Genomic DNA, 25,071 nt, shown 5'->3' on the forward strand with positions numbered 1-25,071 from the left:
GCAGGGCGTGGCTGGCCGGCGCGACAGGTGGCCCACGCTACAATACCGGCATGCACGACGCCGTCACCCGCCCCACGCCCCCCACCGACGCCGCGCCCTGGCCGCGCCGCATCACCCAGGCCGTCCAGATCGGCAACGCCACCGTCGGCGGTGGCCGACCGGTGGTGGTGCAGTCGATGACCAATACCGACACCGCCGACATCGCCGGCAGCGTGAAACAGGTGGCCGACCTCTGGCGCGCCGGCTCGGAAATGGTCCGCCTGACGGTCAACAACCCGGAATCCGCCGCCGCCATCCCGCGGATCCGCGAGAAGCTGGAGATGATGGGCATCTCGGTGCCGCTGATCGGCGACTTCCACTACAACGGCCACCAGCTGCTCGCGGGCGAACCGGCCTGCGCCGAGGCGCTGGCCAAGTACCGCATCAACCCAGGCAACGTCGGCTTCGGCAAGAAGAAGGACACCCAGTTCGCCCAGCTGATCGAGTTCGCGATCCGCTACGGCAAGCCCGTGCGCATCGGCGCCAACTGGGGCTCGCTGGATCAGGCGCTGGCGGCGCAGCTGATGGACGAGAACCACACGCGCGAGACGCCGTGGGACGCCGGCCGCGTGCTGCGCGAGGCGCTGATCCGCTCGGCGGTGGATTCGGCCGAGCGCGCCGTGGAGATCGGCCTGCCGCGCGACCGCATCGTGCTGTCGGCCAAGGTCAGCGGCGTGCAGGAACTGATCGCCGTGTATCGCGACATGGCGGCCCGCACCGATTTCGCCCTGCACCTGGGCCTGACCGAGGCCGGCATCGGCAGCAAGGGCATCGTCGCCTCGGCGGCCGCGCTGTCGGTGCTGTTGCAGGAAGGCATCGGCGACACCATCCGCATCTCGCTGACGCCGGAACCGGGACAGTCGCGCACGCAGGAAGTCATCGTCGCGCAGGAACTGCTGCAGACCACCGGCCTGCGCGCGTTCACGCCGATGGTCACCGCGTGCCCGGGCTGTGGCCGCACCACGTCGGAGTTCTTCCAGGAACTGGCCAAGGTCGTGCAGGAACACGTGCGCGGCAAGATGCCGGAATGGAAGGTCACCCATCCGGGCGCGGAGAACATGACGCTCGCGGTGATGGGCTGCGTGGTCAACGGCCCCGGCGAATCGCGCCACGCCAACATCGGCATCTCGCTGCCGGGCACCGGCGAGGCACCCGCTGCGCCGGTGTTCGTCGACGGCGAGAAGAAGATCACGTTGCGCGGCGAGAACATCGCGCATGAGTTCGTCGCGCTGATCGACGACTACGTCGAGAGCAAGTACGCGCGTGTCGCCGGCTGAGAGGCTGTCCCAGGGCCGGCGCTTCATCGCCAGCCTGCTGCGCGAGCACGGCGGTCGCTTCGTCCTGCTGTTCCTCTGCCTGCTGGCACCGTTGTGGGTCTTCGTCGAACTTGCCGACGAAGTCCACGAACTGGAGGCGTTCTACTTCGACGCCCCGCTGCTGTGGCGCGCGCACGCGATGGCCGGGCCGGCGCTGGACCGTTTCTTCATCTTCATCTCGGCGATCGGCTACCAGTGGGGCGTGGTGCCGGTCGACATCGCGTTGACGACGGGCCTGCTGATCGCGCGGCGCTGGCGCGAGGCGACGTTCGCCGGCGTGTCCTTCGCCGGATCGGCGCTGCTGAACATGGCGACCAAGCAGTTCTTCCAGCGCGACCGGCCGACGTTGTGGGCATCGATCGCGCCCGAGCACACCTTCAGCTTCCCCAGCGGCCATGCGATGGGCTCGGCGACGCTGGCGATGGTGGTGGTGCTGCTGTGCTGGCACACGCGCTGGCGCTGGCTGGCGGTCGTCGTGGCGGGCAGCTTCGCGCTGCTCGTCGGCGTCTCGCGCATCTACCTGGGTGTGCACTATCCGTCCGACATCCTCGGCGGCTTCGCGGCCGGCATCGCGTGGGTGTCGGGGGTGTACCTGGTGCTGTATCGCATCCGTGCGCGACCGTGGCAGGTCGGAGGCTAGGGTTGCTGTGGGAGCGACGTAAGTCGCGATAAACCGCCGCATAGTCTCATCGCGACTTACGTCGCTCCCACACCCTTCTTCGTGCCCTCACGGCGCGTAGGCCCGCTCGCGTTCTTCCTGCAGCCGCTGGCGCAGGTACTGGTCGCGGGTGAGGCCGGCGGGGATCGTCGTGCTGGCCATCACCTCCGCCACCACCTGCGCTTCGCGTGCCTTGTAGGACTGGAAGCGGGGATCGTTGGCCTGCTGCGCGGCGAACGCGGCCATGCGCTGGTCGGTGTGCGCGCGATAGCGGTCCGCCATGGCCGCAACGGCCTCGGCCTGTTGCGCAGGGTCGTCCACCGTCGCCTTCACCAGCGCGGTGCGCAGCAGCACGGCTTCGCCAGCGGACAGGCCGCCGTCGGCTTCGTAGCGGTCGATCTGCCGCGTGAGCGCGTCGGCGCGCTCGCTGCGCTCGACGGCGCGCAGCGACGACGCACGGGCGAAGAAGTCCTTCGCGTCGGCTTCGAAACGCTGGCGGTCGCGATGCGCCTGCGCCTGCGGTGTGGCCTGCAGCGACGCCAGCGCAGGGGAGGGCGTGTCGATCGTGTCGGACGCCGTACGCGTCGCGTCCGCCGGCATGCCCGGATCGTCCCGCATCCACCACAGCACGGCGGCCACGAAGACCAGGCAGGGCACCAGCAGCATCAGCAGTTTCTTCATGCAGAACCCCGTGTGCGCCGGGACCGTCGAAGCGCGACGGTCCCGGGCGGAGACGTCAGCCCATCAGCTGGTCGACCAGCCAGTACAGCAGGTTGAACGGCTTGGCCTTGTCGGCCTTGTCGTCCTGCTCGCTGGCATCGAGCACCTTGCCCTGGCCATCGAGCACGCTGTCGATGAAGTGTTTCAGCTCCAGGTTCTGCGCCTGCACGTCGGCGTTCTTGAAGTCGACGATGGTGGTGCAGTGGCTCTCGTTGAGCGCGCGGTACTGCGGGAAATAACCGCCAAAATTGTTGAGGCCGTTCAGGCGATCGCGCAGGCGCGTGGTGTCGGTGTTCCAGCGGGCGTGGATGCGCGCCTGCTTGGTCGCCTGGTCCGGTGCATTGGCGATGTCGGGATAGAAGCGCTCGTACGAGTACGAGGAATAGTTGAGGTCCTTCCAGAAGTGCGTGTGGCCAAGGCGGTCGCTGGCGTACTTGCTGGACAGTGCGGGGTACAGGCTGCCGAGTTCGTTGAGGTCGAACTGCGGCAGACCGCTGGCGAGATAGGGCAGGGGGCCATTCGGCTGGTCCAGGCCCCAGGCGCTGCGGATCAGCGTCATCAGCGGCTGCGACGGGTAGTCGACCGGGTTGCCGTTCTTCGGTGTCGGGAAGATCGGGCCGGAGTCGTCGATCAGGAAGCTGCGCGTCGGCGCCAGGTCGCGGCGCAGCGGATGGTAGCTGGTCAGGGTGCCGGCGCCGCCGGCGCTGCAGCCGGTGGACAGCATCTGCGTGGGCCGCGGCAGGTTGTCCTTCAGCCAGCTCACCACCGCGCGCGTGTTGCGCGCGCCGTTGTGGTGCCACACCAGCGGCGCGTTCTGCCCGGTCGGGTCGTCGTACACGGCCACCTTGTCGCCGCTGTAGATGTCGCCGGTGCAGTAGGGCACGTAGACCATGTTCCAGCCCTGCGTCTTCACGCCATCGAAGGGACTGACGCGGGTGACGAAGGGACTGACCAGGCTGGCGCCCGGATTCAGCAGGCCCATGTAGTCGTCGGGAATGCCGTTGGGATTGCGCGCGCCGCGGATGCCGCTCTGGCCGCTGCAGCTGGCGTAGTCCCAGCACGCGCCGCCGCCTTCCATGTAGATGATGGTGTTGCGCGTGTTCGCCACACGGTTGACGAAGAACTTGAACGGCGAGCCGTCGCCACAGACCGCGCCGGTCGACGGGGCCAGCTGGATGGTCTGCCAGGCGTCGTAGCGGCCGGGCTGGAAGCCGTCGTTGAAGCCGGAGGGGTTGGACAGCAATGGATAGTTGCCGGTGCGCTGTGCAGCGGTGACCTTGTTGTCGGCCTTGGGCGGTGAGACCAGGTTCACCAGGGTCTGCCAGAAGCTGTAGTCGCCTTCCTCGGCTTTCAGCGGTGCGGCAATGGCCAGCGTCAGTGTCGCCGTGGCGAGGGCAAGCGACAGGCGGGTCGGTCGTACGGGTGCAACCATGATCGGATCCTCCGGAGAGTCAGACGGGACGTTCAACGGGATGGACTGCCTTGGTGTGCGGCACACCCTGGGGGCGGCGACCGTACAGCGGCGCATGGTGGTGGCTTCGAACGCTGGCGGGATTAAGTGCGCGTGATGGCGCCCGTTTTGGCTGTCGGTGCCCCCGACATTGGCCGCGATGCCCCCCTTCGACTGCCTCGCACCGCGCTCGGTAAACGCTGGCATCTCGCGTTGCAGCACGCGAGGGCGATCTCGTGCCGGCGTGCGCGATGACGGCCGCGCGACGGATCGTTGCGGGAGGATGGCTTGCCGCGTTCGCGCCGCGGATCGAACATGCCGATTCGCCGCACGCGCGGCCGCGCCGGGGGATGGAATGCAGGACGTGATCGACCGATACGGCGTGCTGCTGGTCTTCGCCAACGTGCTGGCGTTGTCGCTGGGCTTGCCCGTACCGGCCATGCCCACGCTGATCCTGGTCGGTGCCGGACTGGCCTTGCAACCCGAGGCCATGTGGCTGCCGCTGCTCGGCGTGCTGGCGGTGTCGGTGGCCGCCAGCCTGATCGGCGACAGCGTCTGGTTCTATGCCGGTCGCCGCTACGGCAACCGCACGCTGCAGTCGCTGTGCCGGCTGTCGCTGTCGCGCGACACCTGCATGAAGCGCACCGAGCGCTTCTACGGGCGGTTCGGCATCCGCGTCCTCTCGGTGGCGAAGTTCATTCCTGGTCTGTCGATGGTGTCCGTGCCCCTTGCAGGTGCGATGCAGGCACGGCTTCCGCTGTTCCTGCGCTACGACGGCCTGGGTGCCGCGCTGTGGGCTTCGCTGGGACTGGGGCTCGGCGTGGTGTTCTCGCGGCAGGTGGAAACCGTCATCGACACGTTGTCGCAACTCGGTGCCGGTGCCGGCGTGCTGATCGGCCTTGCGCTGGGGGCCTACGTGGCGTGGCGCTGGTGGCGCCGTCGCACACTGCTGGCGTCGCTGGAGACGGCCCGGATCGAGCCGGTGGACCTGGAAGCGCTGCGGCAGGCCGGGCAGCCACCGGTGCTGTTCGACATCCGCGCGCCCGGCTTCCGCGATGTGGACCCCTTCGTGATTCCGGGCGCGGTGTTCGCCGACGAACGCGAGCTCGGCGGCATCCTGACGACGTACCCGCGCGAGGGCAAGGTTGTCATCTACTGCGCCTGCCCGGATGAAGTGTCGGCCGCATGGATGGCGGCGAAGCTGCGCAAGGCGGGCTTCCGCGACGTGCTGCCGCTGCGGGGCGGGATCGATGCCTGGCGGCGTGCCGGTTACCGGGTGGAGCGCATCGGCGGCTGAGGCCGCGCGCGGGTCAATGCTCGATGCAGACCCGGTTGCGGCCTTCGCTCTTGGCGCGGTACAGCGCGGCGTCGGCGGCGGCCATCATCCGGCTGCAGGTGTCGCGGTCGGGCGTCAGCGCGGCGATGCCGATGCTGACGGTGATCCGCTGGGGTTGGCCACCGGGACGGAACACTACCTCTTCCACCGCTTCGCGCAGGCGCTCGGCGAAGCCATAGGCCGCCTCGGGCCCGCATTCGGGCAGCAGCACCGCGAATTCCTCGCCGCCGATGCGCGCCGCGGCATCGTCGTTGCGCACGTGCCGGCGCACCAGCCCGGCGATCTGCTTCAGTACGTGGTCGCCGGAAATGTGGCCGTAGCGGTCGTTGATCGGCTTGAACAGGTCCACGTCGATGATGCACATGGTCAGCTCGCGCTGGTGGCGCATCGCGCGGGCGATCTCCTTCTCGACGGTCTCGATGAAGTGCCGGCGGTTGTACATCTCCGTCAGTGCATCGTGGGTGGCGAGCTGGTAGATCTCCTCGTGGTAGCGCGCTTCCACGCTGCTGTGGCTGATGAACTTCAGGATGCTCTCGCCCAGCGTGATGTGGTCGCCATCGGCCAGCACCATTTCCGATACCGGCGCGTCGTTGACGCGCGTGGTGTTGGTGGCGCCGAGGTCGCGCACGCGGTAGCTGTCGCCGTCGCGCCAGATCTCGCAGTGCAGTCGCGAGACGCTGTTGTGCGGGATGTGCAGGTCGGCTTCCTGCGAGCGCCCCACGCGGACGCGCGCGGTGTCGATGTCGGCGCGCCGGCCCAGTCCCTCGCCATGGATCACCACCACGCACGCAGACCGGTGGGACGCCGGCGTGGGGCCGTCGCTCAGGATGGTCCGTTGCGTGGTCGGTGGATTGAGGAAGTCCCGGGACATGCGAGGGCGACTGGCAGGTGCGGTACCGAGTGTAACGGATCGGTCGGTCAACTCATGCTTCCGCTACCATGGTCGGGCGCACCGGGGACAGTGGCATGACATCGCAACCTTACGACGACCTCGCACCGACCGAGAGCCTGGCCACGCGGCTGACGGACGCGCCCACGGCACCCGACGGCACGCTCGCGCCCGGCGCGCGGCTGGGGCGCTACCGCATCGAGGGCCTGCTGGGTCGAGGCGGCATGGGCGAGGTCTACCGGGCCGCACAGCTGGAGCCGGTCCGCCGTGAGGTCGCCCTGAAGCTGATGCGTGCCCAGCGCCTGCAGGCGCGCCACCTGGCCTGGTTCGAAGTCGAACGGCAGGTGCTGGCGCAGATGCGCCACCCCGCCATCGCGCAGATCTACGATGCCGGCACCACCGAGGAAGGCTATCCGTTCTTCGCGATGGAGCTGATCGATGGCAGTCCGATCACGCGCTATTGCCGCGACCAGCGCCTGCCGCTGGATGCGCGCGTGGCGTTGTTCATCCGTGTGTGCGAAGGCGTGCAGCACGCACATCACAAGGGCGTGGTGCACCGGGACCTGAAGCCGGGCAACCTGCTGGTGGATACGCTCGACGGCCGGCCCGCACCGAAGATCATCGATTTCGGCATCGCGATGGCGGCCTCGCTGGCTGGCGACGCCGCGCTGGAACGCGCCGGCACGCCCGAGTACATGAGTCCCGAGCAGGCGCATGGCGATGCGGCGCAGGTGGATACGCGCAGCGACGTCTATTCGCTGGGCGTGGTGCTGTGCGAACTGGTGACGGGCGTGCGCCCGGACGCGGCCGGCGAAACTTGGGCGGCGGAGACGCCGACCGCCATCGCGCCGTCGTCGCGTCTGGCCGCGTTGCCCGCGGACCAGGCGCAGCAGATGGCGCAGGAGCGGGGCCTGTCGCTGGCGCGGATGCGCGACCTGCTGCGTGGCGACCTCGACTGGATCGTGCTGAAGGCGATGCAGCACGAGCGCGACGCCCGCTACGACTCGGTGGCCGCGTTGGCCGACGACCTGCAGCGCTATCTCGACGGCCGCGTGGTGTCGGCGGTGCCACCACGCCGCGGCTACACATGGCGCAAGTTCCTGCGCCGCCATCGCACGGCGGCCATCGCCGCAAGCGTCGCGCTGCTGGCGCTGCTGGGCGGGTTGGGCATGTCGCTGTACGGCCTGCAGCAGGCGCAGGCGCAACGCAGCGTCGCCGAGGCGCGCAGCGCGGAACTGGAGAAAGTCGCTGCGTTCCAGCAGTCGATGCTGGAAGGCATCGACATCGAAACCATGGGCGTGGGCCTGTCCGAAGGCCTGGTGCGCCAGGTCAGCAGCCTCGATCCGTCGGCGGCCGATGCGTTCGGCGCCACGCTGGCCAAGACCAGTACCGGCGACCTGGCGCGCGATCTGGTGGACCAGCAACTGCTCGCGAATGCGGAAGAGGCGATCACGCGCGATTTCGCCGACCAGCCCGACGTCGCGGCCAGCCTGCGCGAATCGGTGGGGCATGTGTATGCCGCCATCGGCCGTTACGACAAGGCGGCCGCGCATTTCGCGGAAGTGGCCGACTATCGAAGCCGGGTGCTCGGCGAAGGCGCGCAGGACACCCTGCGTGCGCGCAACGACCAGGTGCAGGCGCTGCTGGAAGGTGCGCACATCGACCAGGCCGAGGCAGTCCTGCAGAAGGCGTTGCCACGCGCCTTCGCCTTGCCGGACAACGACCGTGTGCGGGTGAAACTGGAACTGGCGCAGGCGCAGGTGATCTCGGCGCGCGGCGACCGGCCGCGCGCGAAGGGCGTGGTCGAGGCCGTGCAGGCGCGCCTGCTGGCCAGCGCCGGCGAGGACGATCCGGCGACGCTGGAAGCGACGAACGACCTGGCCGCCGTGCAGCGCAACCTCGGCGAACTGCCCGAGGCGCGCGCGAACATGGAGGCCGTGGTCGCCGGGCGCACGGCCACGCTCGGCGCCGACCACGAGGAGACGCTGTCGGCGATGGGCAATCTGGCGGTGCTGCGCATCATGAACCGCGAGAAGGCATCGGCGATCACCCTGCAGCGCGACCTGACCGACCGCTACGTGCGCAGGCTGGGCAGCGAACATCCGGTCACGCTGCAGGCCCGCAGCACGCTGGCGACGATGATGATCGATGGCGCCGATGCCGCTTCGGTCGACAAGGCATTGCCCCTGCTGCAGGAGGTGTTGGCGGCACGCGAGCGTGTGCTCGGGCGCGACCATCCGCAGACCGTCCGTACGCGCCTGAACCTGGCCACGGCCTATGCCAGGCGCAAGGACTACGCCGCTGCATTGCCGCTGGAAGAACAGGTCATCACCGCGCGCAGCCGCACACTGGGGCCGGGCCATCCGGACACCCTGTCCATTCTCGTCAACCACGCCGGCACGCTGCTCAATGCGGGCCAGGCGGAGGCGTCGCTGCGCCTGCTGGGCGATGTGCAGCCGCTGGCGCTGAAGACGCTGGGCGAGAAACACCCGCAGGCGCAGGCCACGATGGTCATCCGTGCCGAAGCGCTGCGGGTGCTCGGCCGCGTGCCGGAAGCGCTGGCCGAGTTCCAGCGCCTGTTCGAGCTGCGCCGGCGCGCGCTGGGCGAGACGCACGTGGAAACGCGCACGGCCGCCTGGAACCTGATCGATGCCTACCGCGAACTCGGGCGCCCGGCGGAGGCGGAACCGCTGTACCGCCAGTACATCGCCCCGTTGCTGGCGGCGGACCCGAAGACACTGGCCGACGCTGACGCCGAATTCGCCGAGCGTTACCGCGAGAACAAACGGCCGGGCAGGCAGCCGACGAAACGCGGCTGAGCCAGCGCGGAGGTCACTCGCCGGGCTTGGCGCCCGCGCTCGGCGCTTCCGAGGCGGCGCGACGGGACAGCACCGCTTCGCGGTGCGCGATGTACGCATTGGCGCCGAAGATGATGCCAGCGCCGAGCAGCGTCCAGCGGTCCAGCGTTTCGTCGAACAGCAGCCAGCCGAACAGCGCCACCACCGGCAGCTGCATGAAGCTGATCGGCGTCAGCGCCGACACTTCGCCCAGCTTGAGCGCGCGCGTCCACAGCATGTGGCCGCCGGTACCGAGCACGCCCGCCGCGATCACCCACACCCAGGTGATGCCCTGCGGCCATTCCCATACCGCCAGCGCCGGCAGCAGCGACATCGGTACCCATAGCAGCGTGGTGTAGATGACGATGCGGTCGGCCGGCTCGGTGTTCGAGAGTTGCTTGATCTGGATCGCCACCAGCGCGCTCATCACCGCGGCCAGCACGGCGATCATCGCGTCGACCGTGAAGGCCGACGTGCCGGGACGCACGATGATCAACACGCCGATGAAGCCCAGTCCCACTGCCGTCCACCGGCGCGCGCGGACCTGTTCGTTGAGCATCGCGGCCGCCGCGAGGGTGACGAACAGCGGCGTGGAATACGACAGCGACACCGCCTGCGCGAGCGGCAGATGGCCGATGGCCCAGAAGCCGGCGAGCATCGAGCAGATGCCGATGACGCAGCGGAACAGGTAACGCGGGAACTGCGTGGTCTTCAGCAAGCCGGGACCGTGGCGCAGGATCAGCGGCGCGGCCGCGAGCAGGCCGAAGAAGTTGCGGAAGAACGCGATCTCGAACGTGTGCAGCGTGGCCGAGGCCAGCCGGATCGCCACCACCATCAGCGCGAAGAACACCGTGCTGCCCAGCATCAGCACGGCGGCGCGATAGTGGGCGGGCAGGGTAGGCATGGCGTCCCGTGATCTACCAGCGTGCGCCGATGATCTTCGGTTCCGGTTCGATCGCGACGCCGAAGCGGGTTCTGACCGAGTCGGCGATCTTCCGCGCGAGCGCCAGCAGCTGCGCGCCCGTGGCTTCGCCGTGATTGACCAGCACCAGCGCATGCGCGGCCGACACGCCGGCGTCGCCGTCGCGGTGTCCTTTCCAGCCACAGGCCTCGATCATCCATGCGGCCGACAGCTTGCGGTTGTGGACCGCATCGCCACGGAACACCGGCAGCGTGGGGTAGTCGACCAGCAGTGCGTCGGCCTGCGCCTGGGACACGATCGGGTTCTTGAAGAAGCTGCCGGCATTGCCGACCACCGCGGGATCCGGCAGCTTGCGACGACGGATGCGGATGACCGCTGCACCGACGTCACGCGCGCTGGGCTCGACGATGCCCATCGCCGCCAGTTCCTCGCGGATGCCGGCATAGTCCAGGCGCAGGGCAGGCGTGCGCGGCAGCCGGAATTCCACCGCCGTCACCAGATACCGGTCGGCGTCACGTTTGAACACGCTGTCGCGGTAGGCGAACGCGCACGCGTCGCGGTCCAGTCGCACGCGCGTGCCGTTGCGACGGTCGAACGCTTCGACGATGTCGATGAATTCACCCACTTCGGTGCCGTAGGCGCCGATGTTCTGGATCGGCGAAGCGCCGGCGGTGCCGGGGATCAGCGCCAGGTTCTCCAGTCCGCACAGGCCCTGCTCCAGGGTCCACATCACCAGCGGATGCCACGCCACGCCGGCGTCGGCGCGGACGAGGGCATGCACGCCGTCGTCGGACAGCACGCGCAGATCGTGTGTGGCCATGGCGATGACGGCGCCCGGCGCATCGCCGGCGAACAGCAGGTTGCTGCCGCCGCCGATCACCAGGGTTTCGCCGTCGACCACCTGCGGCAGGGCGAGCACGTCGTCCAGCGCAGCGGCATCGTCGACTTCGATCAGCCACGGCGCCCGGGCAGGGACGCCGAAGGTCGTGCGTGCGCGCAGCGGGGCGTTTGCGGTGACGCGGTAGCCTGGGGTCATTCCGGTGCCACCGGGCCACCGCTGCGGGCTTCGCGGCGGCGGCGGATGGCTTCGACGCATTCGCGGACCAGTTCGGGACCTCGATAGACCAGCCCGGTGTAGCACTGCACCAGCGAGGCGCCGGCGGACATCTTCGCCACCGCGTCGGCGCCGGACAGGATGCCGCCCACGCCGATCAGCGGGATCGAATGCGGCAGGCGCGTGCGCATGCGGCGCAGCACCAGCGTGGCCTGGCCCATCAGCGGGGCGCCGGACAAGCCGCCGGTTTCGCGCGCATGCGCATGGTCCTGCACGCTGATGCGCGACACCGTGGTGTTGCTGGCGATGACGCCATCGACCTGCATGTCGCCCAGTACCCGGGCGACCGCATCGATGTCGCTGTCGGACAGGTCCGGCGCGATCTTCACCAGCATCGGCACGCGCTTGCCATGCTGCGCGGCCAGGTCTTCCTGCGCCTCGCGCAAGGTGCCGATCAGCTGGCGCAGCGCCTGTTCTTCCTGCAGCTCGCGCAGGCCGGCCGTATTCGGTGAAGAGATGTTGACGGTGATGTAGTCCGCCACCGGGTACACGCGTTCGAGGCAGTACAGGTAGTCGGCGGCGGCGCGCTCGTTCGAGGTGTCCTTGTTCTTGCCGATGTTGATGCCGAGCAGGCCACGATCGCGGCGGGCGGCTTCGACATTGCGCACCAGTGCATCGACGCCGTCGTTGTTGAAGCCCAGGCGGTTGATGACGGCCTGGTGCTGCGGCAGGCGGAACATGCGCGGCTTCGGATTGCCCGGCTGCGGCTTGGGCGTGACCGTGCCGATCTCGACGAAGCCGAAACCCAGCGCGAACAGCGCGTCGATGTGCGCGCCGTTCTTGTCCATGCCGGCGGCAAGGCCGACGGGATTGGGGAACGTCAGGCCCATGACCTTGGTCGGCATCGGCGTGATCGGCCGTGCCACCAGCGGTGTGGTGCCGGTGCGGTAGGCCAGGTCGAGCGCCTTCAGGCCCATGCCATGGGCGGTCTCGGCGTCGAGGCCGAAGAGGAAGGGGCGGGCGAACGAATACATGGACGCGCGCGGGCTCAGCTCAATGTCGCCAGCCAGGCCAGGCCGCCCAGGAACAGGAAGATCACGGCGATACCGAGGACCCACAGCAGCGCCGACACCCAGCCCAGCACCAGGCCGCCGATCGCCAGGCCGTCGCCGTCCATCGTGCCTGCACTGCGCCGGATTTCGGCGCGCGCCATGTGGCCGGTGATGATGGCCACGATCGTGCCGATGAAGGGAAGCAGGGTCCAGCCGAGGATGCCGGACACGAGGCTGGCGATGGCGAGGCTGCTGGTGGTGCGGGCTTGGTTCATCAGGTACTCCGTGCAGGGGTCAGGGAGGTGCGATGGCACTGGATCGGGCAGGCAAAAAAACGCCACCCGTGAAGGGTGGCGCGATTATCCCAGATGCAGGCCCGTCCGGGGCGGCCCGCATGCGGGCACGGCGTCCGTACGGCAGGTCAGAGGTCGAACTTGATGCCCTGCGCGAGCGGCAGCGAGTCGGAGTAGTTGATGGTGTTGGTCTGCCGGCGCATGTAGACCTTCCATGCGTCCGAACCGGATTCGCGGCCGCCGCCGGTTTCCTTCTCGCCACCGAAGGCGCCACCGATCTCCGCACCACTGGTGCCAATGTTGACGTTGGCGATGCCGCAGTCGCTGCCGGCCGCCGACAGGAACTGCTCCGCCGCCTTGAGGTTCTGGGTGAAGATCGACGACGACAAGCCCTGCGGCACGGCGTTCTGCATGTCGATGGCTTCGTCCAGCGTCTTGTACTTCATCACGTACAGGATCGGGGCGAAGGTCTCGTGCTGGACGACCTCATCGGAGTTCTTCAGCCCGGTGACGATGGCCGGCAGCACGAAGTTGCCCGCGCGGTCGATCGCAGTGCCGCCCGTCTCGACGGTGCCGCCGCTGGCCTTGGCCTTGGCGATGGAGTCCAGGAACTGCTGCACGGCGCCCTGGCTGTTGAGCGGGCCCATCAGGTTGGCCGGGTCGGTCGGATCGCCGATCTTGCCTTCCACCTGCTTGTACGCCTTGATCAGCGTGGCCAGCACGTTGTCGTAGATGGATTCGTGCACGATCAGGCGGCGCGTGGTGGTGCAGCGCTGGCCGGCGGTGCCGACCGCGCCGAACACGATGCCGGGCACCGCCAGCTTCAGGTCGGCGGTGTCGTCCAGGATGATGGCGTTGTTGCCGCCCAGCTCCAGCAGGCTGCGGCCCATGCGGCGCGCGACGCGCTCGCCGACCGTGCGGCCGACCTGGGTGGAGCCGGTGAAGCTGATCAGCGGAATGCGCTTGTCATCGACGAACTGCTGCGCCAGTTCGACGCCGGCGTCGTTGATCAGGAAGAAGATGTCCGGGAAGCCGCCTTCCTTCAGCGCGTCGTTGCAGATCTTCATGCTGGCGATCGCGGTCAGCGGCGTCTTGTTGGACGGCTTCCAGATGCAGATGTCGCCGCAGATGCCGGCCAGGAACGAGTTCCACGCCCACACCGCGACCGGGAAATTGAACGCGCTGATGATGCCGACCAGGCCCAGCGGCTGGTACTGCTCGTACATGCGATGGCCCGGGCGCTCGGAGTGCATGGTGTAGCCGTACAGCATGCGGCTCTGGCCCACAGCGAAATCGGCGATGTCGATCATCTCCTGCACTTCGCCGTCGCCCTCGGGCTTGCTCTTGCCCATTTCGAGTGCGACCAGCGAGCCCAGCGCGTCCTTGTGCTTGCGCAGCGCTTCACCGCACAGGCGGATCGCTTCGCCGCGGCGCGGGGCCGGGGTGGTGCGCCAGACCTTGAACGCGGCCTGCGCGCGGGCGACGACCTTCTCGTAGTCGGCCTGGCTGCTGGCGTGGACCTCGGCGATCACCTCGTTGGTGGTCGGGTTGATCGACTGCAGCAGGCCGGCGTCGGTGGTCGTGGACCACTCGCCGCTGCCGAGGTAGGTGCCGGAGTTGGTGGTGGCGAGGCCGAGGGCCTTGAGGAGGTCAGCAGGCATGGAAGCTCCAGGGTCATTGCACGGGATGCCACCGGACGGCGTGGCACCGAAAGAGGTGCGCGATTCTACCAGAACGGGTCGGCCAGACCGCGCGTAAGTCCGTGTTTTTCCAGCGATTCCCGAGCAATGGCGGCTTGCACGGAACGCCGAACATTCGGCAGCGGGCTTTGCTCGGATTGCCGATGCGGTAACGGATCGTTCGGCGATTCGCCGAGGTGCGCAGGGTGCGCCAGGCGATGAAGGAGATGGTGACCCCGGCGCGATTCGAACGCACGACCTGTCCCTTAGGAGGGGACCGCTCTATCCAGCTGAGCTACGGGGCCATCGGCGGCGATTCTCGCACGAAGCGCCGCCCGGCACGACGCGTCCGCGATATCCCGTCGGCCATCCGCATGGCACTGTAGAAAGAATCCCCACCGGTCTGCACCGCATGGACATCCGCACCGACGACCTCCGCCATCCCGCGGTCATCGCCCTGCTGCGGGAACACCTGGACTGGATGCATCGCACGTCGCCTCCGGATAGCGTGCATGCGCTCGACCTCGACGCACTCCGCGGCAATGACATCACCTTCTGGGCGGCATGGGACGGCGAGGGGCTGGCCGGTTGCGGTGCATTGCGCCAGTTGGATGCAGGGCATGGCGAAGTGAAGTCGATGCGCACCGCGCAGAGCCATCTTCGCCGCGGCGTCGCACAGCGCATGCTCGACCATGTCGTCGACGAAGCCCGCCGACGCGGCTACCGGCGCCTGAGCCTGGAGACAGGATCGATGGCGTACTTCGCGCCTGCGCGCGCACTGTATGCGCGTGCAGGCTTCGTGCTTTGCGCGCCGTTCGGCGACTACGTGGAAGACCCGAACAGCGTCTTCATGACGCGCGCGCTGTAGTCAGTGGCGCCATTGGTTTCAGTTGCATCCATCTGAAATCCTTGGCTTTGTTGCGACGCAGCGCTTGACAGCCCCCGGGGGTGGCGTGCTTTTCTTCCGCCATGCACTTCCATCTCACGCACGCAACGCTTACCGCACTGGCCCCGTCGCCGGCGATGGGGCGTGCGGAGATCGGGCGCACGCTCATTACCACCACCATTACCACCCTGACTCGTCGGGTGCGGTTGGTTGTGTTCGCGTAATCCGCAGACCACGGCCCCGCACCCGGATCAGGATGCAGGGCCACCCGACTTCCTGATGTGTGCCGGGCCTCCTTACCGAGGTTCCTGACCCATGTCGTCCCGCAACGCCGAAGTCGAACAATCGAAACGCCGCACCGTCGTCCACAAGTTCGGCGGCACGTCCGTCGCCGATGCCGAGCGCTACCGCCACGTCGCGCAGCTGCTGCTCGCGCGCGACGAGGGCCTGCAAGTCACCGTCGTCTCCGCGATGAAGGGCGTGACCGACGCCCTGATCGAGCTGTGCGAACTCGCGGCCGCCAACCGTCCGGAATGGCAGGAGAGCTGGCATGCGCTGCGCGCCCGGCACCGCGGCGCGGCGGTGGCGCTGCTGGGCGAAGCGGCAGGGCCGGTGATCGAATGGGTGGACGAACGCTTCCAACGGCTGCACGAGATCCTCAATGCGCTGATCGTCATCGGCGGCCTGCCGGAACTGGTCCTGCAGCGCGTGCAGGGACTCGGCGAGGTATGTTCGGCGCGCCTGCTGGGCGAGTACCTGACGCTGCAGGGCGAGGACTGCGCCGTGCTGGATGCGCGCGAGGTGCTGCGCGTCGACCATGGCGAGCTTGGCGTGGTGGTCGACTGGGAAGCCAGCGCGCAGCGGCTGGCCGCGTGGCAGGCCACGCACCCGCAACGCCGGGTGGTGGCGACGGGTTTCGTGGCGCGTGATCGCGAGGGCCGATTCACCACCCTCGGACGCAACGGCAGCGATTACTCCGGGGCGATCTTCGCGGCGCTGTACGACGCGGCGGAGCTGCACATCTGGACCGATGTCGACGGCGTGCTGTCGGCCGACCCGCGGCTGGTGCCGGAAGCGGTGCAGCTGGAAGCGTTGAGCTACGACGAAGCCTGCGAGCTGGCGTACTTCGGTGCGAAGGTCGTGCATCCGCAGACGATGTCGCCGGCGATGGAGCGCGGACTGCCGATCATCATCCGCAACACGTTCCATCCGGAGCATCCCGGCACGCGCATCACCGCGGAGCGGGATGCGGTGGGCCCGGTCAAGGGCCTGACGCTGAGCGCCGACCTGGCCCTGTTGAACCTGGAAGGCACCGGCCTGATCGGCGTGCCGGGCACCGCGGAACGCGTGTTTTCCGCCCTGCGCAACGCGCACGTGTCGGTGGTGATGATCTCGCAGGGCTCGTCGGAGCATTCGATCTGCTGCGTGGTCAAGGCCAGCGAGGCGGCGAAGGGACAGGCGGCGCTGCTGGAGGCGTTCGCGCACGAACTGGACACCCGGCAGATCCAGCGCGTGCAGCGCCGGGATGGCGTCAGTGTCCTGGCCGCCGTCGGCGATGGCATGGCGGGCACGCCGGGCGTATCCGCGCGCCTGTTCGGCGCACTGGCCCATGCCCAGGTGAACATCCTCGCCATCGCGCAGGGCTCGTCGGAACGCAACATCTCCGTCGCCATCGACAGCGCCGATGCCACCAAGGCCCTGCGCGCCGCGCATGCCGGCTTCTGGCTGTCGCCGCAGACCTTCGCCGTCGGCGTGATCGGGCCGGGCAACGTCGGCGCCACGCTGATCGAACAGTTGCGTGCCGCGCAACCGCAGCTGCTGGGCAAGGCCAACCTCGACCTGCGCCTGCGTGCCGTCGCCTCCAGCAAACGCATGCTGCTGGACGAACGCAGCATCGGCGCCGACTGGCGCGCGCGCTTCGACGCGAGCCCACAGGCGGCCGACCTGGACCGCTTCACCCAGCACCTCCTGTCGGCGCACATGCCGCACGCGGTGATCGTGGACTGCAGCGCCAGCCCGGAGGTCGCGGACCGCTACGCCGAGTGGCTGGCGGCGGGCATCCACGTGATCACGCCGAACAAGCAGGCCGGTGCCGGTCCGCTGGCGCGCTACCAGGCGATCCGCGATGCGGCCGCCGCCAGCGGCGCGCGCTTCCGCTACGAGGCGACGGTCGGCGCCGGCCTGCCGGTGATCTCCACGCTGCGCGACCTGCTGGATACCGGCGACGCGGTGGTGTCGGTGGAAGGCATCTTCTCCGGCACGCTGGCGTGGCTGTTCAACAAGTTCGACGGCAGCGTGCCGTTCTCGCAGCTGGTCACCGAGGCGCGTGGCCTGGGCTATACCGAACCGGATCCGCGCGACGACCTGTCGGGCACCGACGTCGCCCGCAAGCTGGTGATCCTGGCGCGCGAGGCCGGCCGGGAACTGGCGCTGGAGGACGTGCAGGTCGAGAGCCTGGTGCCGGAAGCGCTGCGGCAGGCGAGCGTCGACGATTTCATGGCGCGCCTGGGTGAGGTGGATGCCACCTTCGGTGAGCGGCTGGCGAAGGCGCGCACGGCCGGCAACGTCCTGCGCTACGTCGCCCGGCTCGATGCCGAAGGCCGCGCCAGCGTGGGATTGGTGGACCTGCCGGCGGCGCATGCGTTCGGCAACCTGCGCCTGACCGACAACATCGTGCAGTTCACCACCCGCCGTTACTGCGACAATCCGCTGATCGTGCAGGGCCCCGGCGCGGGCCCGGAAGTCACCGCCGCGGGCGTCTTCGCCGACGTGCTGCGCGTGGCGGCAGGGCAGGGCGCGAAGCTGTGAGGCATCCGATGACGAAGGACATGGAGTGGGCATGAGGCAGCAGGCAAGTGCGTTCTCGCCGGCATCGGTGGGCAATGTCGGCGTGGGGTTCGACATCCTGGGCCATGTGATCGAAGGCGTCGGCGATACGGTGACGGTCCGCCGCATCGAGGCGTCCGAGGTGCGCATCGCCGCGATCCGCGGTGCCACCGTCGACCTGCCGCTGGATGCGCCCGGCAATACCGCCGGCGCGGCGCTGATCTCGTTGCGCGAGGCGCTGGCGCTGCCTTTCGGATTCGAGGTGGAGATCGAGAAGGGCATTCCGCTCGGCTCGGGCATGGGCGGTTCCGCCGCCTCGTGCGTGGCCGCGCTGGTCGCGGCCAATGCGCTGCTCGATGTGCCGCTTACGAATGAGCAGATCTACCCGCATGCGCTGGTTGGCGAAGCGGTCGCCAGCGGTGGCAAGCACGGCGACAACCTCGGCCCGATGCTGCTGGGCGGCCTGGTGCTGTCCACGGCGGATCGCCTGGTGCGCGTGCCGGTGCCCGAGCACTGGCACAGCGTGCTGGTGCATCCGGAGGCAATCCTGGAAACGCGCCGCGCGCGCGCCGCCTTGCGGGGCGCGTACGAACTGAAGGAGTTCGTCGCGCAGAGCGCGAACCTCGCACTGGTGCTCGCTGGATGCCATGCGGGCGAGGCCTCGCTGGTGCGCGATGGCTTGCGCGACGTGCTGGTCGAGCCGCGCCGTGCACCGTTGATCGTCGGCTTCGATGCGGCCAAGCAGGCGGCGCTCGACGCCGGTGCGATGGGCGCCAGCATCTCCGGTGCCGGTCCCAGCGTATTCGCATGGTTCGAGTCGCGCAGCGAAGCCGAAGCGGCGGCGCCCGCTATCCAGGCGGCGTTCGCAGCGGCAGGTTTCGACAGCCAGGCCTGGGTGTCGCCGATCAACGCGACCGGCGCCGAACTGCTCTCCGCCAACTGATTCTTTCAATCCGGTCGCCGCGTTTCGTGCGTGGCGCCTTTCCAGCGACCGATCATGAACTTCATCTCGACCCGCAACGCCGCACCCGCCACCACGCTCAGCCAGGCCATCGCGACCGGGCTGGCGCCCGATGGAGGCCTGTATGTTCCCGAAGCACTGCCTGCCTCGCGCGCGCTGTCGCCCGGACGCGATATCGCCGAGACCGCGACAACGCTTCTTGCGCCGTTCTTTGCCGGCGATGCGCTGGAAACGGAGCTGCCGGCGATCTGCCGCGAAGCCTTCGATTTCCCCGCGCCGCTCAATGCGCTCGGTACGCCTAGCGATCATGTTCTCGAACTCTTCCACGGCCCGACCGCCGCGTTCAAGGATTTCGGCGCCCGTTTCCTGGCCGCCTGCATGGCGCGGTTGCGCCGCGATGAAGCCAAGCCACTGACCATCCTGGTGGCGACGTCCGGTGACACCGGTGCCGCCGTGGCGGCGGCCTTCCACCGCCAGCCGGGCCTGCGCGTGGTGGTGCTGTATCCGGACGGGCGCGTGTCGCCGCGGCAGGCGCATCAGTTGGGTTGCTTCGGCGACAACATCACGGCGCTGCGCGTGGCCGGTTCCTTCGACGATTGCCAGGGGCTGGTGAAGCGCGCGCTCAATGATGCCGACCTGCAGGCGCAGGCGCCGTTGAGTTCCGCGAACAGCATCAGCCTCGGACGCCTGCTGCCGCAGATGAGCTACTACGCGCATGCGGCGCTGACGCACCACGCGGACGGCGGTCGAGCGTTGAACGTGGTCATTCCCACCGGCAACCTGGGCAATGCGATGGCGGCGATCCTGGCGCGTGCGCTGGGGGTGCCGCTGGGCAGGATCGTGCTGGCGACCAACGCCAACCGGGTGTTGCCGGACTTCTTCGCGGGCAGTGAGTACGCACCGGCCGCCAGCGTCGCGACGCTGGCCAATGCGATGGACGTCGGCGCGCCGAGCAATTTCGAGCGGCTGCGCTGGCTGTATGCCAATGACGATGCCTGCCTGCGCGCCGAGTTCAGCGCCTCAAGCGTCGACGACGCCACCATCCGCGAGGTGATCGCGCGGCGCTACCGCGATCATGGCGAGGTGCAATGTCCGCACACCGCTACGGCAGTGAAGGTGCTGGAGGATCTGCGTGCGCAGGGCGAAGGCGGCGACTGGGCGGTGGCCGCCACCGCGCATCCGGCCAAGTTCGAGAGTGTGGTGGAGCCGTTGATCGGGCGATCGATCGACGTGCCGCCGGCGCTGGCCGATCTGCTCGCGCGACCGGCGTTTGCGGAGCCGATCCCCAACGACTACAACTTCCTCAGGCAGTCCGTTCTTCCTGGCGCGAGCCTTGGATCTTGAGCGGAATCTTCAGGTAGCGAACACCGTTTGCCTCCGGCTCCGGCAGGCGACCGGCGCGGAGGTTGACCTGCAGCGATGGCAGTAGCAGTGCCGGTGCCGGCAGTGTCGCATCGCGCGCCTCGCGCATCGCGACGAAGCTGTCCTCGTCCACGTCACCGCCCACATGCACGTTGCGGGCCTTCTCGTCGGCGACCGTGGTTTCCCACGCGTAGTGGTCGCGGCCGGGTGCCTTGTAGTCGTGGCACAGGTACAGCGCGGTTTCCGGTGGCAAGGCCAGCAGTTTCTGGATTGAACGATACAGCGTGCGCGCATCGCCGCCAGGGAAATCCGCACGCGCGGTGCCGTAGTCGGGCATGAACAGCGTATCGCCGACGAACACCGCATCACCGATGCGGTAGGACACGCAGGCGGGCGTATGGCCGGGCGTATGCAGTACGTCGACCTGCAGTTCACCCAGCGGGAACACGTCACCGTCGCGGAACAGTCGGTCGAACTCGCGGCCGTCGCCGCTGACATCGTCCAGCCCGAACACCGGTCCGAACGTGCGCTGGACGTGGGTGATGCGCTCGCCGATGCCGATGAGCGCGCCGGTCTTTTCCTTCAGGTACGGTGCGGCGCTGAGGTGGTCGGCATGCGCATGCGTTTCCAGGATCCAGGCCACGACCAGGTCGTGGTCGGCGACGAAGCCCAGCAGGGTATCGACGGAGCGGTACGAGGCGCGGCCGGCGCGATGGTCATAGTCCAGCACGGGATCGATGACCGCCGCGTGCCGCGTGGCGGGATCCCAGACCACGTAACTGATGGTGTTGGTCGCCTCGTCGAACTGGGCGTGCAGGGCAGGGGTGGTCATGAGACCTCCGGCAGCGTCGTTGGCCGTCATTCTACGGCCTGTCACGGATCGCCAAACCATCTTGGCCGGTGCGGTGCGATGATGGGCGACCACATCGATCTCTCCCGGAGCCTGCCATGAGCGACACCCAGATCGTCCGCCTCACGCTGGAACAGGAGAGCGACTACGCCTTCCGCATCCACTTCGACGACACGACCATCGCCGACCTGATCACCGACGAGTCGGAACCGTTGGGCAAGGGCGAGGGACCCAATCCGACACGACTGCTGTTGTCCGCCGTGGCGAACTGCCTGTCGGCAAGCCTGCTGTTCGCGTTGCGCAAGTTCAAGAACACCCCGGGCAAGCTGGTCACGCAGGCGACGGCCGAACTGGTTCGCAACGAACAGGGGCGGATACGCGTGGGACATATCCACGCCGACATCCGGTTGGCGGAGGCAGGTGCCGCGCACGCGTCGCTGGAGCGCATCCTCGCGCAGTTCGAGAACTTCTGCGTGGTGACGGAAAGCGTGCGGCACGGCATCGACGTCTCCGTCAGCGTCATCGACGCGGACGGTACGCAGTTGCATGGCACCGCGAAGACATCCGCCGGCTGAGCCGGCGGGACGGTTGTCCGTCTGGCCGGACGCCGTGTCATCATCATGGCTCCTGTCGTTCGCCACAGATGCCATCCGTGATCGCGCCCATCAAGGGAAAGGCCACCTCGCTGGACATCGCCCACCTCGCAGGCGTGTCCCAGCCCACCGTGTCGCGCGCCCTGCGCGGCAGTCCGATGGTCAACGAGGAAACACGCAAGCGCATCCTGGCCATCGCCGAACAGCTGAACTACAAGGTCGACAAGAACGCGTCGAACCTGCGCCGGCAGCATTCCGGCACCCTGGCGTTGCTGTTCTTCGAAGACCCGACGCCGGACGAGTCGGCGATCAATCCTTTTTTCCTGTCGATGCTGGGCAGCATCACCCGAGCCTGCGCGCTGCGTGGTTACGACCTGCTGATTTCGTTCCAGCAGTTGTCCAACGACTGGCAGGCCGACTACGAGGACAGCAAGAAGGCCGACGGCATCATCCTGCTGGGTTACGGCGACTACCTGGAATCGCGCGGGCGCCTGGAAAGGCTGGTGGAGCAGGGCACCCATTTCGTGCGCTGGGGTGCGGTGCAGGCGGATACGCCGGGAGTATCGATCGGTTGCGACAACACCCAGGGCGGGCATGACATCACGGCGCATTTGTTGGCGCAGGGACGGCGCCGGATCGCGTTCCTCGGACATGCGTCCAATCACTACCCCGAGTTTTTCGAGCGCTACCTGGGACATCGGCACGCGATCGAGACGATGGGGTTGATCGCGGACCCTGCGTTGCAGATCGATGCCATCACGACCGAACAGTCGGGACATGAGGCCGCCAGTGAGTTGCTGGCGAGGGGTGTTGCCTTCGATGCAGTCTTTGCGGCCAGCGACCTGATCGCGGTCGGCGCCATGAAGGCGCTGCTGGAACGCGGGCTGAGGGTGCCTGAAGACGTGGCCGTCGCCGGTTTCGACGACATCCCGCTGGCCAGTTTCATGACCCCGGGTCTGTCCACGGTCCAGCAGGACACCAAGCGCGCCGGGGCGCTGCTGGTGGAGGCACTGCTGGCCCTTATCCACGGGGAGCCCGTGGAGAGCCAGACCATCCCGGTCAGGCTCACATTGAGAGGGTCTACCGGCAAACCAGTTGCCTGAGCACGGTGGGCGACCTAAAATAAGAATCATTCTTGTTTTAGGTCGGTGCGGGTGCTGCCCGTGGCCCGATGTCGACCGGTAGGCGGCGGCAGGGGCGCCGGCCGTTGCCGAGCCGTCCCCATGACCTCTGTTCCCCGTCGCGCCGCCCTTCGTCGTCCCCTGAGTTTCGCCGTGGCCATCGCGCTGGCGGCCCCCCTGATGGCGAGCGCTCAATCCAGCGAATCGGATGCCACGACGCTCGATACCGTCCGCGTGCAGGCACCTATCCCGAAGGACACCGGCACCGCCACGAAGACCAACACGCCGCTGGCCGAGGTGCCGCAGTCGGTCTCGATCATCACCTCGCGTGACCTGCAGGATCGCGGCCTGCACGCCGTCGATGAAGCCATGTGGTACGTCGCCGGCGCGTCGGGCGGCGTATACGGCATGGATACGCGTAGCGAGTGGCTGCTGGTTCGTGGCTTCCAGCCTGCGCGCTACCTGGATGGCCTGGCGCTGCCGACCGGCACCTGGAGCGGCCAGACCCGTATCGAGCCCTACGGGATGGAACGCATCGAGGTGCTGAAGGGACCGTCGTCGGTCAATTACGGCGCGATGCCCCCCGGCGGCCTGGTCAATTACGTCACCAAGCGTCCGGATGCCGACATGGCGAATGAAGTCGAAGTCCAGGTCGGCAGCAATGACATGAAGCAGGTCGCGTTCGACGTCGGTGGTGCACTCAATGACAGCGGTACGCTGCTGTATCGCCTCACTGGCCTAGCGCGCAACAGCGACAACTTCGTCGACTACATCCAGGACGACCGTTACTACTTCGCTCCGGCGCTGACGTGGAAGCCGGACGAAGCGAATGAGCTGACCGTGTTGGCCCGCTGGCAGAAGGCCGATACCAAGAACGGCGCGGGCTTCCTGCCGTCGGTCGGCACGTTGCTGCCCAATCCGAACGGTCAGATCAAGCCCAGTCTGTACACCGGCGAGCCGAACACCAACGACTACGTCAAGACCATCGCCGCGATCGGTTATGACTTCCGCCACGATTTCGGTGGCGACACGGTGTTCCAGCAGAACGTGCGCTTCGAGGATTCGAAGGTCGATCCGACGGTCATGGTCGTGCCATGGGGCTATCTGGGCGACAACCGCACGCTGTACCGTTACACGTGGTCGATCAAGGAAAACGCCAAGACGTTCGGTATCGACAACAACATGCAGTGGCGTTTCGCCACCGGCGCGGCCGAGCATACGCTGCTGGCGGGACTGGACTATCGTCGGCTGGAGAGCGACTACAGCTACGGGTTCGGCTTCAACGCGACCGGGCTGGATGCCTTCAACCCGGTCTACGGCACGATGCCCAACGTGGTACCTACGTTCACTGGCAACACGCTGCAGAAGACCGGGCAGCTCGGCCTGTATCTGCAGGACCAGATCAAGATCAACCACTGGCTGCTGACCATCGGTGGTCGACAGGACTGGGTGGGTACCGATACCAACGGGTCGCGCCAGAGCGACGACCAATTCTCCGGCCGGGTCGGCGTGACCTACCTGTTCGACAATGGCTTCGCGCCGTATGTCAGCTGGGGCCAGTCCTTCGAAGTGATCAACGGCACGGAAGCGCCTGCGCGCGGTGGCAAGGTCTTCGACCCCAGCACTGGTGAGCAGGTCGAAGTCGGCGTGAAGTATCAGCCGGCCAGCGGCAACGTGCTGCTCACGGCGGCGGCTTACGAAATCAAGCAGAACAACGTGAATGTGGTCGATCCGGTCAACGCCGGTTTCACGATCCAGCAGGGTCAGTACACCTCGCGCGGCGTCGAGCTCGAGGGGCGTTGGAACATCGCGCGCAACATCAGTGTGTACGGCGCGTATGCCTACATCGATTCCGAGGCGACGAAAACCACCGAAGCCAGCCAACTCGGCAAGCAGATTCCGCTGCAACCGAAACAGTCGGCTTCGCTCGGTGGCAACTACACGATTACCAGCGGTGCACTGTCCGGATTGGGCTTCGGCGCAGGCGTCCGCTATGTCGGCGATCACTACGGCGATGCGGCCAACGTCTGGCGCGCGCCCTCGCATACACTGTTCGACGCGTCCGCCCATTACGACTTCGGTTACTGGCGTTTCCAGTTGAACGTGCAGAACCTGAGCGACAAGCAGTACATCAGCACCTGCAACACGGCGGACTGGTGCTACTACGGCTATCCGCGCACGATCACCGCCACGGCCCGCTACAACTGGTAAGCACGGGTCGCAGACC

20 protein-coding genes and 1 tRNA gene are annotated in these 25,071 nt (G+C 67.9%); 11 read left to right on the forward strand and 10 right to left on the reverse strand.

Features of this window, described 5'->3' with window-relative positions; all coding sequences use genetic code 11:
• Window positions 1-50 precede the first annotated feature (50 nt).
• Both ispG and AX730_RS09080 read left to right on the forward strand, forming a co-directional pair.
• Entirely contained in the window at window positions 51-1,316 is a 1,266-nt protein-coding gene (ispG, locus tag AX730_RS09075; RefSeq protein WP_062355120.1) for a flavodoxin-dependent (E)-4-hydroxy-3-methylbut-2-enyl-diphosphate synthase, read from the forward strand.
• 4 nt (window positions 1,317-1,320) lie between these two features.
• Window positions 1,321-1,995, forward strand: coding sequence for a phosphatase PAP2 family protein (locus AX730_RS09080; protein WP_157074185.1), 675 nt, complete (start codon window positions 1,321-1,323; stop codon window positions 1,993-1,995).
• Between the two features lie 87 nt (window positions 1,996-2,082).
• Here the strand turns inward: AX730_RS09080 and AX730_RS09085 are convergent, their stop codons facing one another.
• Both AX730_RS09085 and AX730_RS09090 read right to left on the reverse strand, forming a co-directional pair.
• Window positions 2,083-2,694 (reverse strand): hypothetical protein, encoded by a 612-nt coding sequence (locus tag AX730_RS09085; RefSeq protein ID WP_062355126.1) that lies wholly within the window; start codon window positions 2,692-2,694, stop codon window positions 2,083-2,085.
• Window positions 2,695-2,749: 55 nt separating this feature from the next.
• On the reverse strand, window positions 2,750-4,165 hold the full coding sequence (locus AX730_RS09090) for a pectin acetylesterase-family hydrolase (RefSeq protein WP_062355130.1): 1,416 nt from the start codon (window positions 4,163-4,165) through the stop codon (window positions 2,750-2,752).
• A 373-nt stretch (window positions 4,166-4,538) separates the two neighbouring features.
• On the opposite strand from AX730_RS09090, the gene AX730_RS09095 reads away from it, so the two are divergent.
• Window positions 4,539-5,480 carry a DedA family protein/thiosulfate sulfurtransferase GlpE gene (locus AX730_RS09095; protein WP_062355133.1) on the forward strand — a complete coding sequence of 314 codons (942 nt, stop codon included), beginning with the start codon at window positions 4,539-4,541 and terminating at the stop codon, window positions 5,478-5,480.
• A 13-nt stretch (window positions 5,481-5,493) separates the two neighbouring features.
• Here AX730_RS09095 and AX730_RS09100 read toward each other — a convergent pair whose 3' ends face one another.
• Window positions 5,494-6,390: a GGDEF domain-containing protein gene (locus AX730_RS09100; RefSeq protein WP_083537819.1), complete on the reverse strand. Its 897-nt coding sequence runs from the start codon at window positions 6,388-6,390 to the stop codon at window positions 5,494-5,496.
• A gap of 95 nt (window positions 6,391-6,485) precedes the next feature.
• Here AX730_RS09100 and AX730_RS09105 point away from each other — a divergent pair, with 95 nt between their 5' ends.
• Window positions 6,486-9,227: a serine/threonine-protein kinase gene (locus tag AX730_RS09105; RefSeq protein ID WP_062355137.1), complete on the forward strand. Its 2,742-nt coding sequence runs from the start codon at window positions 6,486-6,488 to the stop codon at window positions 9,225-9,227.
• A 13-nt stretch (window positions 9,228-9,240) separates the two neighbouring features.
• On the opposite strand, the gene AX730_RS09110 is transcribed toward AX730_RS09105, so the two are convergent.
• From AX730_RS09110 to AX730_RS09135, 6 genes are all read right to left on the reverse strand, one after another.
• Window positions 9,241-10,149: a DMT family transporter gene (locus AX730_RS09110; protein ID WP_062355140.1), complete on the reverse strand. Its 909-nt coding sequence runs from the start codon at window positions 10,147-10,149 to the stop codon at window positions 9,241-9,243.
• Between the two features lie 13 nt (window positions 10,150-10,162).
• Window positions 10,163-11,203, reverse strand: coding sequence for a UDP-N-acetylmuramate dehydrogenase (murB, locus tag AX730_RS09115; protein ID WP_062355143.1), 1,041 nt, complete (start codon window positions 11,201-11,203; stop codon window positions 10,163-10,165).
• Entirely contained in the window at window positions 11,200-12,255 is a 1,056-nt protein-coding gene (locus AX730_RS09120) for a quinone-dependent dihydroorotate dehydrogenase (RefSeq protein WP_062355146.1), read from the reverse strand. Before AX730_RS09120 ends, murB begins: the two co-directional genes overlap by 4 nt.
• Window positions 12,256-12,269: 14 nt before the next feature.
• A complete protein-coding gene (locus AX730_RS09125) occupies window positions 12,270-12,548 on the reverse strand; it encodes a DUF4190 domain-containing protein (protein ID WP_062355149.1) in 279 nt (92 codons plus the stop codon).
• Between the two features lie 146 nt (window positions 12,549-12,694).
• Entirely contained in the window at window positions 12,695-14,227 is a 1,533-nt protein-coding gene (gene amaB, locus AX730_RS09130) for an L-piperidine-6-carboxylate dehydrogenase (RefSeq protein ID WP_062355152.1), read from the reverse strand.
• 246 nt (window positions 14,228-14,473) lie between these two features.
• Window positions 14,474-14,550, reverse strand: a tRNA-Arg gene (locus AX730_RS09135).
• A 107-nt stretch (window positions 14,551-14,657) separates the two neighbouring features.
• On the opposite strand from AX730_RS09135, the gene AX730_RS09140 reads away from it, so the two are divergent.
• From AX730_RS09140 to thrC, 4 genes are all read left to right on the forward strand, one after another.
• Window positions 14,658-15,113, forward strand: a complete 456-nt coding sequence (locus AX730_RS09140; RefSeq protein ID WP_062355153.1) for a GNAT family N-acetyltransferase — start codon at window positions 14,658-14,660, stop codon at window positions 15,111-15,113.
• Window positions 15,114-15,446: 333 nt separating this feature from the next.
• Window positions 15,447-17,939, forward strand: coding sequence for a bifunctional aspartate kinase/homoserine dehydrogenase I (thrA, locus tag AX730_RS09145; RefSeq protein ID WP_062355156.1), 2,493 nt, complete (start codon window positions 15,447-15,449; stop codon window positions 17,937-17,939).
• 31 nt (window positions 17,940-17,970) lie between these two features.
• A complete protein-coding gene (locus AX730_RS09150; protein ID WP_062355158.1) occupies window positions 17,971-18,900 on the forward strand; it encodes a homoserine kinase in 930 nt (309 codons plus the stop codon).
• 54 nt (window positions 18,901-18,954) lie between these two features.
• Window positions 18,955-20,262 (forward strand): threonine synthase, encoded by a 1,308-nt coding sequence (gene thrC, locus AX730_RS09155; RefSeq protein ID WP_062355161.1) that lies wholly within the window; start codon window positions 18,955-18,957, stop codon window positions 20,260-20,262.
• On the opposite strand, the gene AX730_RS09160 is transcribed toward thrC, so the two are convergent.
• Window positions 20,222-21,112: an MBL fold metallo-hydrolase gene (locus AX730_RS09160; RefSeq protein WP_062355387.1), complete on the reverse strand. Its 891-nt coding sequence runs from the start codon at window positions 21,110-21,112 to the stop codon at window positions 20,222-20,224. The two genes, thrC and AX730_RS09160, sit on opposite strands and share 41 nt — an antisense overlap.
• Window positions 21,113-21,228: 116 nt before the next feature.
• Between AX730_RS09160 and AX730_RS09165 the strand changes: the two genes are divergently transcribed.
• The 3 genes from AX730_RS09165 (at window position 21,229) to AX730_RS09175 (ending at window position 25,055) form a co-directional block, all read left to right on the forward strand.
• Window positions 21,229-21,705, forward strand: a complete 477-nt coding sequence (locus AX730_RS09165) for an OsmC family protein (protein ID WP_062355163.1) — start codon at window positions 21,229-21,231, stop codon at window positions 21,703-21,705.
• A 68-nt stretch (window positions 21,706-21,773) separates the two neighbouring features.
• Window positions 21,774-22,826, forward strand: coding sequence for a LacI family DNA-binding transcriptional regulator (locus tag AX730_RS09170; RefSeq protein ID WP_062355166.1), 1,053 nt, complete (start codon window positions 21,774-21,776; stop codon window positions 22,824-22,826).
• Window positions 22,827-22,946: 120 nt separating this feature from the next.
• On the forward strand, window positions 22,947-25,055 hold the full coding sequence (locus AX730_RS09175) for a TonB-dependent siderophore receptor (protein WP_062355169.1): 2,109 nt from the start codon (window positions 22,947-22,949) through the stop codon (window positions 25,053-25,055).
• The last annotated feature ends 16 nt before the right edge of the window (window positions 25,056-25,071 follow it).

Source organism: Pseudoxanthomonas mexicana, from assembly GCF_001556105.1.
Lineage (GTDB): Bacteria > Pseudomonadota > Gammaproteobacteria > Xanthomonadales > Xanthomonadaceae > Pseudoxanthomonas_A > Pseudoxanthomonas_A mexicana_A.

Excerpts from the sequence above, each read along its gene's own strand:
- AX730_RS09170 (WP_062355166.1), top strand. The coding sequence starts at position 21,774 with ATGCCATCCGTGATCGCGCCCATCAAGGGAAAGGCCACCTCGCTGGAC.
- AX730_RS09160 (WP_062355387.1), bottom strand. The coding sequence starts at position 21,112 with ATGACCACCCCTGCCCTGCACGCCCAGTTCGACGAGGCGACCAACACC.
- ispG (WP_062355120.1), top strand. The coding sequence starts at position 51 with ATGCACGACGCCGTCACCCGCCCCACGCCCCCCACCGACGCCGCGCCC.
- murB (WP_062355143.1), bottom strand. The coding sequence starts at position 11,203 with ATGACCCCAGGCTACCGCGTCACCGCAAACGCCCCGCTGCGCGCACGC.
- AX730_RS09100 (WP_083537819.1), bottom strand. The coding sequence starts at position 6,390 with ATGTCCCGGGACTTCCTCAATCCACCGACCACGCAACGGACCATCCTG.
- AX730_RS09095 (WP_062355133.1), top strand. The coding sequence starts at position 4,539 with ATGCAGGACGTGATCGACCGATACGGCGTGCTGCTGGTCTTCGCCAAC.
- AX730_RS09125 (WP_062355149.1), bottom strand. The coding sequence starts at position 12,548 with ATGAACCAAGCCCGCACCACCAGCAGCCTCGCCATCGCCAGCCTCGTG.
- AX730_RS09175 (WP_062355169.1), top strand. The coding sequence starts at position 22,947 with ATGACCTCTGTTCCCCGTCGCGCCGCCCTTCGTCGTCCCCTGAGTTTC.
- AX730_RS09140 (WP_062355153.1), top strand. The coding sequence starts at position 14,658 with ATGGACATCCGCACCGACGACCTCCGCCATCCCGCGGTCATCGCCCTG.
- AX730_RS09090 (WP_062355130.1), bottom strand. The coding sequence starts at position 4,165 with ATGGTTGCACCCGTACGACCGACCCGCCTGTCGCTTGCCCTCGCCACG.
- AX730_RS09085 (WP_062355126.1), bottom strand. The coding sequence starts at position 2,694 with ATGAAGAAACTGCTGATGCTGCTGGTGCCCTGCCTGGTCTTCGTGGCC.
- AX730_RS09110 (WP_062355140.1), bottom strand. The coding sequence starts at position 10,149 with ATGCCTACCCTGCCCGCCCACTATCGCGCCGCCGTGCTGATGCTGGGC.
- amaB (WP_062355152.1), bottom strand. The coding sequence starts at position 14,227 with ATGCCTGCTGACCTCCTCAAGGCCCTCGGCCTCGCCACCACCAACTCC.
- AX730_RS09120 (WP_062355146.1), bottom strand. The coding sequence starts at position 12,255 with ATGTATTCGTTCGCCCGCCCCTTCCTCTTCGGCCTCGACGCCGAGACC.
- AX730_RS09165 (WP_062355163.1), top strand. The coding sequence starts at position 21,229 with ATGAGCGACACCCAGATCGTCCGCCTCACGCTGGAACAGGAGAGCGAC.
- AX730_RS09105 (WP_062355137.1), top strand. The coding sequence starts at position 6,486 with ATGACATCGCAACCTTACGACGACCTCGCACCGACCGAGAGCCTGGCC.
- thrC (WP_062355161.1), top strand. The coding sequence starts at position 18,955 with ATGAACTTCATCTCGACCCGCAACGCCGCACCCGCCACCACGCTCAGC.
- thrA (WP_062355156.1), top strand. The coding sequence starts at position 15,447 with ATGTCGTCCCGCAACGCCGAAGTCGAACAATCGAAACGCCGCACCGTC.
- AX730_RS09150 (WP_062355158.1), top strand. The coding sequence starts at position 17,971 with ATGAGGCAGCAGGCAAGTGCGTTCTCGCCGGCATCGGTGGGCAATGTC.